Raw genomic sequence first — 10,717 nt, forward strand, 5'->3', positions numbered from 1 at the left:
CGACGAGGCCGACAAGGAGGAATGCCGTGAGTGTCCGGCGGTCGCAGTATGCCCGCCGGACAGTCCGGGTATGCGGCCCGGTACTCGGAGAGCCGACGATGGCCCGTACGGCACGGGGCGGGGTCGCGGCAGAGCCCCACGGAACACATCGCGTAGCGGAAACGCCCGTCGTGGGAATTGGCCGGCGCGGGTGGCGCATGGCGGATGGCGGAGGGGAAGGGGAATCGGACGCGCGGCGGGGTACGACTCGTTGCGGTGCGGGCATGCGGGCATGCGGTGCGGCATGCGGCATACGGGCAGCGCGGCCCAGGTCGGAAACGGATCGAGCAGAGGAGCGGGAACACCATGGGCGGCGCCCAGCAGACCTCGAATGCCGGCACGACACGCCGGGACGAATCCGCGGCGGGCACCGGCGACGCGCGGACCGCCGCGCTGTCGGGCAGCGTCGCGCTGGTGACCGGTGCCTCCAGCGGAATCGGTGCGGCCACCGCCCGGGCGCTCGCCCGGGAGGGCTGTGCGCTCGCACTGGTCGCCCGCCGCACCGAACGGTTGGCGGAGCTCGCCGCGGCCGTCCGGGAACAGGGGAGTGGCGCGGCCGTCGCCGTCACCGCCGACCTCCGTGACGCCGCGCAGGCGGCGCAGGCCGTCGAGCAGGTCGTGGACCGCTTCGGCCGGCTCGACGTCCTCGTGAACAACGCGGGCTTCGGCGCGCGCAGCGCCGTGGAGGACAGCGACCCCGAGGACTGGGAGGTGATGGTCGACCTCAACCTCAAGGCGGTGCTGCGGATGTCGCACGCCGCGCTCCCGCACCTGCTGCGCGCGGCGGGTGAGGGGCCCCGGGGCGTCGCCGACCTGGTCAACGTCAGCTCGGTCGCAGGTCGGGTGCCCCGCAGGGACAACAGCGTCTACTCGGCCACCAAACACGCGGTCTGCGTCTTCAGCGAGGCGCTCCGCCAGGAGGTGACCGGGCGGGGCGTCCGGGTCGGGCTGGTGGAACCGGGCATGACCGAGACGGAGATGACGACGGTCGGCCGCAGCCAGGCGGGCGCGGCCCACGGACTGCCGCAGGACGCCTGGCTCAGGGCCGACGACATCGCCCGCACCATCGCCTTCATGGTCACCCAGCCGCCCCATGTCGCCATCAACGAGATCATGGTGCGGCCCACCGCGCAGGAGCGCTGATCGGCGGCGCGTCCGCGACGTCCGGGCCCCGGACGGCTACCGTCGCCTCGTGCGCCTCCTGCTCCTCTCCGACACCCACCTGCCCCGGCGCGCCAAGGTCCTCCCGCCGCAGCTGCTGGACGAGGTACCCCGCGCCGATGTCGTCGTCCATGCCGGCGACTGGGTCGACACCGCGACCCTGGACCTGCTGGAGGCCCGCGCCCAACGGCTGATCGGGGTGTACGGCAACAACGACGGGCCCGAGCTCCGGGCACGGCTGCCGGAGGTGGCCCATGCGGAGCTGGAAGGCGTGCGGCTCGGCGTGGTGCACGAGACCGGGGCCGCGAAGGGGCGCGAGCGCCGCTGCGCCGAGCGGTTCCCCGACCTCGACGTGTTGGTGTTCGGGCACAGCCACATCCCCTGGGACTCCGTGGCCGACGGCCGGCTACGGCTGCTGAACCCCGGCTCGCCGACCGACCGCCGGCGCCAGCCGTACTGCACGTACATGACGGCCGAGGTGCGCGCGGGCCGGCTCACCGCGGTGGAGCTGCACCGGCTGCCCCCGGCTCAACGGCCCAGCAGACCCCGGACGTAGGCCGCCTGGCCGGAGTGCTGCAAGGTGTCGGTGATCACGCTGATGAGCCGGATGCCGAGGGTGACGGGCGGCGACCAGGAGCGGTCGACGATGCGCTTGAGGTCCTTGTCGGTGATCCCGGCGAGGTACTGCACCGTGTTGGCGTGGACCGCCCCGTGATAGCCCGTCAGCAGCTCCGCGGTCAGGCCGCTGACCTTCGCCACGTCCTTGCGCGCGTGGCCGTAGCCGGTGTCGTCGGCCGTGAACGGCAGGCCGAAGCGTTCGTACCAGCCGTCCGAGGTCCAGATCTGCTCGGCGTCGGCCGCACCGGCGAGGTGGTCGTCCTGGATCCGGGTGAGGTGCCAGACCAGCCAGCCGATCGAGTTGGCGTGGTCGGCCGGGCGGGTGCCGAGCTCGTCGACGTCGAGTCCGTCGACCACGTCCTCGACGGCCTCCCGGACACGGCCGAAGGCGTCGACGAGCAGATCCGTGCTGGCGGTCATGGCGGCTCCCTTGCGACGACGGTCAGCCCCTGGAGGGCAGCGGCCCGGGCGGCGCGCCCATGGTCGCAAGCCGGGGCGGCGAATGGTGGGAGGCCGCTCCGTCCGCGCCACCGTCGAACGGGACGACCGGGGACGTCCGGCCTCAGCACGGCATAGCCGATATTTCGGGTCGGTCACGCCTGCAACCGTCGGGTCCGGCACATTGTCATACCGGTCATGAAGAGACGACTGAACCTGCGCATACGGCGACGGTCCGGCGCCGGCCGTCGGGCGGGTGCGGCGCTCGCCCTCACGGCGCTGACCGTCCCCCTGACGGTGGCCCTCGGCTCCACCGCCCAGGCCGCCACCGCGTCCGCCTGCACCGCGGCCCGCGGCCCCTATCAGAAGCAGGCCGAGAAGTTCCTCGGGCTCCGGGTGGACGGCCGGCAGTCGGCGTCCGACTGCCGGGCGATCCGCGCCTTCCAGACCAGCCACGGGATCACCCCCGACATCGGCTACGCCGGCCCCGTCACCTGGGGCGTGATGCGGGTCGTCGCGCAGCAGAAGGCGGCCGGTCACCATCCGAACAAGGACCACAAGTGCCCCACCAACAAGGGGCGCATCGCCTGCGTCGACCTGACCCGTCAGCTCAGCTGGATCCAGGACGGCTCGCGGCTGGTGTTCGGGCCGGTGCCGATCCGCAGCGGCCGGAACGGATACGAGACCCGTACCGGCGCCAAGAAGATCTACTGGCGCCATCTGCACCACGTGTCGACCCTCTACCACGTGGCGATGCCGTACAGCCAGTTCTTCGACGGCGGGCAGGCCTTCCACTCGATCAGCGGCAGTGTCTGGTCGGCGCCCGGCTCGCACGGCTGCGTCAACATGCGCACCGGCGACGCCAAGAAGTACTGGTCCCTGCTCCGGACCGGTGACGACGTCCAGGTCTTCGGGCGGAAGCCCGGCACCTGACCCCTGGCACGCCCGGGCCGGAGCCCGCCCCGACGGGGGCGTCGGGGCGGGCCCGTGCCGCGACCGCGTGGGGTCAGTCGGTCGCCAGCCGTTGGTAGAGCGCCAGCGGCGTCACATAGCCGGGCCAGCGGTGATCGGCGAACAGATGCACCCCGGCGTCCTGGTAGCACTGGTCGACGAGCTGGGAGCAGATCATGTGCCGGGTGCTGGCGACATAGCGCCGCAGCCCCGGAACGGGGACGCGGAAGCGGTGCGTGGCGATCGCGAGGTAGTCGAGGAAGCTGTACGGCACCCCGACGTAGCGGGTGGCCGCCGTGCAGATGCCGGCGCGCTGCTGTTCGGTGAGGCCTGCCGGGCAGACGTAGAGCACGTCGTCGTCGGCGGCGTAGTCGGTGAGGGGGCGGATGCGGGCCCCACCCGGCTCGGCTTCCAGCAGCCGGTCATCGGGCAGGACGAGGAAGGCGTGTTGGTAGTCGGCGAAGCCGTCTCCGTTGATCCACTGTCCGAAGCGGATCAGGCGGCCGGTGACGCCGGAGATCTGGGTGAGTCCGATGTCGCCGGGCAGGGGATGGGTGTGCTTCATGAGCGGCTCCCGGGAGCGCAAAAAGCGGATTCCCCGGGGTGATACCCGCTGTTCGCCCCTGCGCACCCCGCTCCCGAACGGTCGGTTGACCGGTCGCCCCGGAGGAGTGGGGACCCGCGGCGGCCGGGTGGCCGGGCGACCGGACGGGGAAGTCGGGTCGGGGCGGCGGGAGTTGGCGGCGCGACGGGAGTCGGCGCGGTGTGACGGGAGTATGCGAAGGTCAGCGGAGGGACGCCGGCTGCGTCCGGGACGTCGCCGGGGCCGGCCGGCGGATGGCGGTGATGATCCGGCGGGCCCACCGGGTCGGGGTCTGGTCGTCGAGCAGCGCGGCGAGACGGGTGAGGTGGGTCGTGCGCTCCTCGGGTGACATGGTCAGCGCGCGGTGCAGGGCGTCGACGAGGTCCTGTGGTGAGCGCGGATCGGTGAGCAGGGCCGCGGCGCCGAGCTGGCTGGCCGCCCCGGTGTGCCGGGAGAGGACGAGCACCCCGGAACGGCCGGTGGCGGCGTGGCTGGCGATGAACTCCTTGGCGGTCAGGTTCATCCCGTCCTGGAGCGACGTCACCCAGAACACGTCCGCGGCGAGGTAGTGGTCGAGCACCTCACCGAAGGACAGGTGCCGGGGGAGGTACTCGACGGGCTCCCAGCCGTCGGCCCGCCAGCGGTCGTTGACCTCGGCGACGGCCCGCTCAACGGAAGCGCGGGTGGCATCGTGGACGCGGATGCCCGGCTCCGGCGGCGGGCACACCAGGCGGAACGTCAACTGGCCGCGCATTCCCGGGTGTTGGGACAGCAGCGTGGCGATCGCGTGGACCTTCTCCAGCGGGGCCTTGGCGTAGTCGAGCCGTTCCACCGACAGGATCAGGGCCGGCCGTGGCGCACCCTGTCGTTCCCCTGGCGCCGCGTTCCGGGCGCGCGCACGGGCGAGGTCCTCGACGGCCCGCCGGTCGATGCCCAGAGGGTGCACACCGGTACGGGGCGACCTGCTGGCGCCGGCCAGCGCCCGCCGGAAGTGGTCCGCGAACGTGGCGGTGTGGAATCCGGCCCAGTCCAGGCAGGCGAGCGCCTCGCGGAGCTGCCCGGCGGTGGGGATGCGGGCGAAGGTGTCCGGGGGCGGGAACGGCGTGTGGTGGAACAGCCCGAGGTGCAGGTCCGGTCGTGTGGCGCGCAGGATGCCGGGAACCAGCCAGAGGTTGTAGTCGTGCAGCCAGACGGTCGCGCCGCGGTCCGCGTGGGCGCTGATGTGCTCGGCGAAGCGCGCGTTGAACTCCTCGTAGTGGCTCCATGCCGACGGACTGAACCGGATCCGGTCGGGCTGGCACATCAGGGCGGGCCACAGCGTCTCCTTGCAGGCGCGGTGGAAGTACTCCGTCCACTGGGCGGCGTTCACCGGCAGGAACGCCAACGGGAGACCGGTCCGGTGCGGTCGGCCGGTGCGGGCGTGCGGGGTGCCGTCCTCGACCAGCGCGGTGGCCCACACGGCGTCCGGGCCGTCCGGGCCGAACAGGCCCTGGAGGGTGGGCAGTACGCCGTTCGGACTCAGCGGCTGCTGCCACCGCCCGTCGGCCCAGCGCACCGGCGGGCGGTGGTACCCGACCACGACCGGGCGGGCCCGCTCCGTCCAGCCCAGCTCCGCCAGCGCCGACAGGATGCCGCCCGCCCCGGGGCGCTCCGCCCGGTGCACACGGGCACCGTCGGGAACCCGCTCCCGCAGGGCGGGCTCCGCACCACTCATGATCACTCCAAGCGCGCCGAGTTGGAACAGCGACAGATCGTTGAGGGAGTCGCCGGCGACGAGGACCGAGCCCATCGGCCACCGCTGCTCACGGGCGAGCAGCGCCAGCGCATGGCCCTTGCTCGCCGGGGCCGGCAGGACGTCGAAGTAGCGGCCCGCCGAGTACGTCCAACCACAGCCCAGCTCCCGCACCGCGTCCAGGAGCTCCTCGGAGAGCTGCTCGGGGCGGAGGAAGAACGAGCAACGGGCCTCCTGAACGACCCCCTCCTGATACACCAGCCCGGGAAAGCCCGACAGCCGCTCGCGTACCCGCCGTCGCCCCGGCCAGCCGCGGCGCAGGCGCCGCTGCACGGCTTCCACGCGGCTGCGGTCCGCCCCGTCGATCACACTCGCCCCGACGTCCGCGATGATCCACCGGGGGGTGGGCACCAGCGGATCGCTGCGCAGGATCTGCTCGACGGACGCCAGCGAACGGCCGGTCGCGAACACCAGGGTCACTTCGGGGTGCCGGTCGAGTGCTGCCCGAAGCCGCCGGCGGTCCGTGGTGTCACCGCCGAGCAGGGTGCCGTCCAGGTCGGTCACCAGGACCCTGACACCGGCCCCCGTGGTCGACGGCTCCCACCCTGCCTGCTCGTCCGGCACCAGCGCCGCCATGTTCCTCCCGCTGTCGTCGGAAGCCTGCGCCGAAGCCCGCTGCGCGGTGTCCTCCGTCGTCCGCACCGGCCGCTCCCCGCTAGTCACCGAGGCGCGCGAGCCACTCTTCCAGTCCGTCCGCGTCCGGCGCGGCGCCCGATCCCGCGGCGGTGACGGACGCCGCGCCGCAGGCGACACCGGCTGCCAGACACGCGGCGAGCGAACCGCCCGCCAGGCGCCGGTGCACGAAGCCCACGTTGAAACAGTCGCCCGCTCCGGTGGTGTCCACGACGTCCACCGGCAGCGACGGCTGAGCGATCCGGGCACCGCCCTCGGCGGCCACGGCACCCCTGCTGTCCCGCTTGATGACCACCGTGCGCACGATGCCCGCCAGCACCTCCAGCGCATCGTCGACGGACGCGGTCCCGGTCACCCGCAGCGCCTCGGCCGCATTGGGCGCGAACACCGTCACCCGACCGAGGACCTTCGCCACCTCCGGCATGTCGACGCTGCCGGCGAAGTCCTGACAGTCCATGAACACCTCCGTGCCCAACTCCGCGGCGACATCCAGGGCCGCGGACACCCCGGGCCCGTACTGGAGGTAGGGCAGCATCACCAGGGTCGGGCGGTACGCCGCGATCAACTCCGCCAACGGGCGGGTGGCGACCGGCTCCGCGTAGGAGACCATCGCCCGGTCGTCCGGACCGGACAGCGCGACCGTGACGTTCCGCACCGGGCGCCGGTGGTGCCGGAAGCCCCGCTCGTCCAGCCCCTCGGCCCGTGCGGCCGCCAGCACCTCCCGGCTGAACGGATCGGTGCCGAAGTCCGCCGCCCACACCACCTCACGGCCCAGCCGCCGCAGCCCCATGGCCAGGGTGAACGCCCCGCCGGGCACCATGCCGAACCCCTCGGCCCACACTTCCGTCCCGTAGGCGACGGGGGCGGCCGACCCCCGGAACACCAGATCGACCGAGTACGCCCCGGCCACCAGCACCCCGCCCCCGGCCCCGACCTGCCCATGCGTCATGGCGGGACTGTAGGGAGAACTCCCAGCGCATCGGGCCGACAACCGGGAGAGATGGCCGAAATGACGGCACTCCGGTCCGTCACCACGCGCCCGTTGACCAAAAGTCACCGTCGGTCGATGTCGGTGGACACCGCGTAGGTGGCGTAGCGCGCCGGGGTGGTGCCCATATGGCGCCTGAAGTGCCGGTTCAGATGGGCCTGGTCATGGAATCCGACGACCGTCGCGCAGCTCGGCCGCCAGCCGGTGCGTCTCGCGGCCCGGTGTGCGGGGGAGGAGGGGGTCGAGGTGGTGGTGCGGCCGCTCCCGGACGAAGGCCAGGCGGGACTCGGCTTCGAACGCGTCGCCGGTGTGGACGAGGGCGGAGGGCAACGGGTGGATGCGGTGGCGGAGCAGGGGGTCGTCGAGCAAGACCCCCGGAGTCCGAGCGCGGAGTCTCCCGGTAAAGGACCGGGGCCCTCCGTGGAGGAGGGAGGATGCCCGCGGCCGGGGGAGGACCTGCGCACGTCGAGGCTGAAGACAGGCCTCGACGTGCGCGTTCGACGTCAGCTCTCGACGTGAGCGTTCGACGTCAGTCCTCAGTTCGTGACGTCAGCGCTTGACGACGAACGCCCGGCCCTGCTTCGCACCGGACGAGCAGGAAGCCTTTTCCTCGTCGGTCATCTTGCGGGTCTTGACCGTCACCGCATTGCTCTGCCCGTCCGTACCGTTGGCCGCGGGACCGGTGACGGTGTCCGGCACGAACCAGTAGTAGTGCCCCCACTTCGGGCTGTCGTAATGCGTCTGCCAGGTGCCCGAGACGGTCTGCATGACCTGTGCCCGGGAGATCCAGCCCACCTCACCCGGCTTGACCGTCATGTTCAGCGAGCTGTTCTCGGTGTGCGAGCTGGACCAGGTGTGGCTGTAGGTGGCGGTCACGCTCACGTCGATCAGCTCGGCGATCTTCCCGCCGACGGTGACCGAGACACCCGCGGAGTCCGTCGACCCCACCGTGTCCGCCCAGCCCATCGACTGGGTGGCGTCCGAAGTGCTGCAATTGTAGAGGGAGTTGGAGACCTGGCGGAATTCTCCGAGGTACGCCTTGCCGAGGGTCGGTTCGTTGAAGCTGCACTTCCCCTCGCCGGAAGCGCAGTCGGCCTTGATCTGCTGCGGGGTCGGGCCGTCGTCCGCGGCAGCCGCCGGTATGGTCATCGCCGCGACCAGCCCCAGCGCGGCGGTGGACAGCGCCACCAGCCGGCTCCCGTAGCGGATCGTCCTACTGTTCCTGTGCGTCATCTTGCTGTTGCCTCTCGTGCCTCTCGGCAGTTCGCACGTCACATGGAAGCGACGGTTCCGGCGTGAAGTGGGGGCCGGATCGCGTCCGTCGCCGTTGCGTTCGAGACTGGAGTGAAATCTGAGTCAACTACACCAAGAATCGGTAAAGTTATAGTTGATGGTGAAACAGTCCCTTTAAGGGGGAACGAACCGGAGGGTCCGTCAGGTAGCGCGCAGGGCATGGGTGGCGCCCTCGTGAACGGCTGGATGGATCAGCCGCCCGTGCGGGCGACTGGTCACATCACCCGGCCGTGCGGGCCCCGTTGAGGACCGTTGCGACGACTCGGGTGGGGAAGTCGTCGTCGAGGGGGAGTTGGCGCAGGACGGCCCGCACCCAGACGGCCCCGGCCAGCAGGTCCACCAGCAGCATCGGATCGGCGTCCGCGGGGAGTTCGCCGCGGGCCTTCGCGCGGTCGAAGATCGGCTGCTCGCGGGCGAACCGGTCGGCGAGGAAGTCCCGTACGAGACCGGCGAGTTCGGGGCTGTGGGTGACGGCGCCGAGGGTCGCGACGACGATCTCGGCGGCCGGTGGCGCGGTGAGGAGCGTCGTCATCGTCCGCATCAGGGCCTCCAGGTCCCCGCGGAGGCTGCCGGTGTCGGGGGCGACGAGGTCGAGCTGGCGTGCCCCGGTGAGTGCGGCGCCCAGGAGTGCGCCCTTGGAGGGCCACCAGCGGTAGAGCGTGGTCTTGTTGACCCCGGACCGCTGGGCGACTCCCTCGACGGTGAGTCCCTCGTAACCCTTCTCCGCGAGCAGGTCCAGTGTGGCGTCGAAGATCTGCTGTGCCTTGCGGGGGCCGCCACTGCGCCCGGCTCCCTCTGCGTACCGCCGCTGCTCGCTCATGAGGTCAGAGTCTAACATCGAAAAACAACGCAACGTTGCGTTGCATTTGATGTAGCGTGCCGACCATGGATTCCAACGAACCCGCGCTGCCTCTCGTCTTTGTGCACGGCATGCGCGTGAGCCACACGATGTGGCAGCCCGTGATGCAGGCCATCGGAACGCGCCACCCCATGGCGGCGCCCGACCTACCGGGCCATGGTGCCCGGCGCGGCGAGCCGTTCACCATGCCCGGTGCCGTGGCGGCGGTCGCCGAAGCGGTGGACGAACTCGGCGGCCGGGCAATGGTCGTGGGGCTCTCCCTGGGCGGCTACGTCGCGATGGCCACGGCCGGCAGCCACCCGGAGCGGGTCGCCGGTCTGGTGGCGATGGGCTGTACGGCGCTGCCCCGTGGGCTCTTCGGTGCCACCTATCGAGGAGCGGGACGGGTCGCCGCGCGCTACCCGAAAGGGGTCGATCGGCTCAGCGTCTTCTCGTTCCGCCGTGCGCTCCCCGGCCCGTTGGCCGAGGCCATGGTCGCGGGCGGCTTGAACAGCGAGATCATTTCGGACATCGTCGCCGCCGTGGCCGGCCAGGACCCCTTGGCGTCACTCGCGGCGTATCCGGGACCGGTCTGGCTGGTGAACGGTGAACGCGACCGCTTCCGCCGCCAGGAAGGCCGCTTCGCCCGCGCCTGCCACCAGGGACGCCTCACGATCCTGCCGGGCCGGGGCCACATCAGCAGCCTCGCCGATCCGACGGCGGTCGCGCGACAGGTGCTCGACGCCGCGGCGGCCGCCACCGCGTCCCGGTCGAACCCGACGCCGGCACCCCCGGACCGCCCGGCCGTACCGAAGCGCGGGCCCGCGGATCGGCTGGACGGCGCCGCGCTACCGGCGGACGACGCGGCCTAGCGAACCGGCCCCCGCTCGTCGACGCGGACGCTCGGCTCCGACAGGAACACCCCCTCGGCCACCGGGCCGTAGGCAATGTTGAAGGTGTCCAGCCAGTACGACCAGTCCTGCATGCCTGCCGCGCCGCTGAAGCGGTAGTTGAGCTGCCAGCGGACCCACTGGCCGAGGGCGAGGCGTACCGCCGGGGGGCGGCGTGGCCGGGGCGGCAGTCCGAACAGCGGTGCCACCCGCGGGAGGACGCGCAGCCGGCCGTCCGCCTCCCGGAGTTGCACATCGACCCTGCTCAGCTCTTCCCTGCTGTCGTACGGAGTGAAGCCGTCCCTCTCGTGCATCCGCACCACGTGCGCGAGGGGCGGCAACCCGGGCGGCACCACGAATCCGACCGGCGCCGCGCTCCTGCGGGCCGCGGCGCTCCCCCCCCGTTATCTTCTCCACGGCCCCGCAACGGGGCTCCCGGCCTCCGGGCCCGGCATGACTTCTCCCCCCTGTTGGACCACATGATCCGGGGGGT

Annotated in this window: 11 protein-coding genes and 1 pseudogene; 4 read left to right on the forward strand and 8 right to left on the reverse strand. The window is 72.1% G+C overall.

Annotated elements, in window-relative coordinates; genetic code table 11:
• Positions 1–345 precede the first annotated feature (345 nt).
• Together AB0C96_RS29800 and AB0C96_RS29805 are read left to right on the forward strand one after the other, a co-directional pair.
• Complete coding sequence (locus tag AB0C96_RS29800; RefSeq protein ID WP_362921561.1) at positions 346–1,182, forward strand: SDR family oxidoreductase; 837 nt, start codon at positions 346–348, stop codon at positions 1,180–1,182.
• A gap of 49 nt (positions 1,183–1,231) precedes the next feature.
• Positions 1,232–1,756 (forward strand): metallophosphoesterase, encoded by a 525-nt coding sequence (locus tag AB0C96_RS29805; protein WP_362921563.1) that lies wholly within the window; start codon positions 1,232–1,234, stop codon positions 1,754–1,756.
• Here the strand turns inward: AB0C96_RS29805 and AB0C96_RS29810 are convergent.
• Entirely contained in the window at positions 1,729–2,238 is a 510-nt protein-coding gene (locus AB0C96_RS29810) for a DUF664 domain-containing protein (protein WP_362921565.1), read from the reverse strand. The two genes, AB0C96_RS29805 and AB0C96_RS29810, sit on opposite strands and share 28 nt — an antisense overlap.
• 216 nt (positions 2,239–2,454) lie before the next feature.
• On the opposite strand from AB0C96_RS29810, the gene AB0C96_RS29815 reads away from it, so the two are divergent.
• A complete protein-coding gene (locus AB0C96_RS29815; RefSeq protein WP_362921567.1) occupies positions 2,455–3,189 on the forward strand; it encodes a L,D-transpeptidase family protein in 735 nt (244 codons plus the stop codon).
• A 73-nt stretch (positions 3,190–3,262) separates the two neighbouring features.
• Here AB0C96_RS29815 and AB0C96_RS29820 read toward each other — a convergent pair whose 3' ends face one another.
• From AB0C96_RS29820 to AB0C96_RS29845, 6 genes are all read right to left on the reverse strand, one after another.
• Complete coding sequence (locus tag AB0C96_RS29820; protein ID WP_362921569.1) at positions 3,263–3,772, reverse strand: hypothetical protein; 510 nt, start codon at positions 3,770–3,772, stop codon at positions 3,263–3,265.
• A gap of 220 nt (positions 3,773–3,992) precedes the next feature.
• The gene (locus tag AB0C96_RS29825) at positions 3,993–6,224 is read right to left on the reverse strand and encodes a trehalose-6-phosphate synthase (protein WP_362921570.1); all 2,232 of its coding nucleotides are present in this window, start codon (positions 6,222–6,224) and stop codon (positions 3,993–3,995) included.
• Between the two features lie 13 nt (positions 6,225–6,237).
• Positions 6,238–7,164, reverse strand: a complete 927-nt coding sequence (locus tag AB0C96_RS29830; RefSeq protein ID WP_362921572.1) for a carbohydrate kinase family protein — start codon at positions 7,162–7,164, stop codon at positions 6,238–6,240.
• Between the two features lie 201 nt (positions 7,165–7,365).
• Positions 7,366–7,572 carry a hypothetical protein gene (locus AB0C96_RS29835; RefSeq protein ID WP_362921574.1) on the reverse strand — a complete coding sequence of 69 codons (207 nt, stop codon included), beginning with the start codon at positions 7,570–7,572 and terminating at the stop codon, positions 7,366–7,368.
• A gap of 180 nt (positions 7,573–7,752) precedes the next feature.
• Positions 7,753–8,436: a hypothetical protein gene (locus AB0C96_RS29840; RefSeq protein ID WP_362921576.1), complete on the reverse strand. Its 684-nt coding sequence runs from the start codon at positions 8,434–8,436 to the stop codon at positions 7,753–7,755.
• A gap of 280 nt (positions 8,437–8,716) precedes the next feature.
• Complete coding sequence (locus AB0C96_RS29845) at positions 8,717–9,316, reverse strand: TetR/AcrR family transcriptional regulator (protein ID WP_362921577.1); 600 nt, start codon at positions 9,314–9,316, stop codon at positions 8,717–8,719.
• A gap of 65 nt (positions 9,317–9,381) precedes the next feature.
• Between AB0C96_RS29845 and AB0C96_RS29850 the strand changes: the two genes are divergently transcribed.
• Positions 9,382–10,206, forward strand: a complete 825-nt coding sequence (locus tag AB0C96_RS29850; RefSeq protein WP_362921579.1) for an alpha/beta hydrolase — start codon at positions 9,382–9,384, stop codon at positions 10,204–10,206.
• On the opposite strand, the pseudogene AB0C96_RS29855 reads toward AB0C96_RS29850, so the two are convergent.
• Positions 10,203–10,679: pseudogene (locus AB0C96_RS29855) on the reverse strand (hypothetical protein). The gene AB0C96_RS29850 and the pseudogene AB0C96_RS29855 sit on opposite strands and share 4 nt — an antisense overlap.
• Positions 10,680–10,717: the final 38 nt, after the last annotated feature.

This window comes from Streptomyces sp. NPDC048506 (assembly GCF_040651315.1).
GTDB lineage: Bacteria > Actinomycetota > Actinomycetes > Streptomycetales > Streptomycetaceae > Streptomyces.

Excerpts from the sequence above, each read along its gene's own strand:
- AB0C96_RS29850 (WP_362921579.1), top strand. The coding sequence starts at position 9,382 with ATGGATTCCAACGAACCCGCGCTGCCTCTCGTCTTTGTGCACGGCATG.
- AB0C96_RS29845 (WP_362921577.1), bottom strand. The coding sequence starts at position 9,316 with ATGAGCGAGCAGCGGCGGTACGCAGAGGGAGCCGGGCGCAGTGGCGGC.
- AB0C96_RS29815 (WP_362921567.1), top strand. The coding sequence starts at position 2,455 with ATGAAGAGACGACTGAACCTGCGCATACGGCGACGGTCCGGCGCCGGC.
- AB0C96_RS29830 (WP_362921572.1), bottom strand. The coding sequence starts at position 7,164 with ATGACGCATGGGCAGGTCGGGGCCGGGGGCGGGGTGCTGGTGGCCGGG.
- AB0C96_RS29810 (WP_362921565.1), bottom strand. The coding sequence starts at position 2,238 with ATGACCGCCAGCACGGATCTGCTCGTCGACGCCTTCGGCCGTGTCCGG.
- AB0C96_RS29820 (WP_362921569.1), bottom strand. The coding sequence starts at position 3,772 with ATGAAGCACACCCATCCCCTGCCCGGCGACATCGGACTCACCCAGATC.
- AB0C96_RS29800 (WP_362921561.1), top strand. The coding sequence starts at position 346 with ATGGGCGGCGCCCAGCAGACCTCGAATGCCGGCACGACACGCCGGGAC.
- AB0C96_RS29840 (WP_362921576.1), bottom strand. The coding sequence starts at position 8,436 with ATGACGCACAGGAACAGTAGGACGATCCGCTACGGGAGCCGGCTGGTG.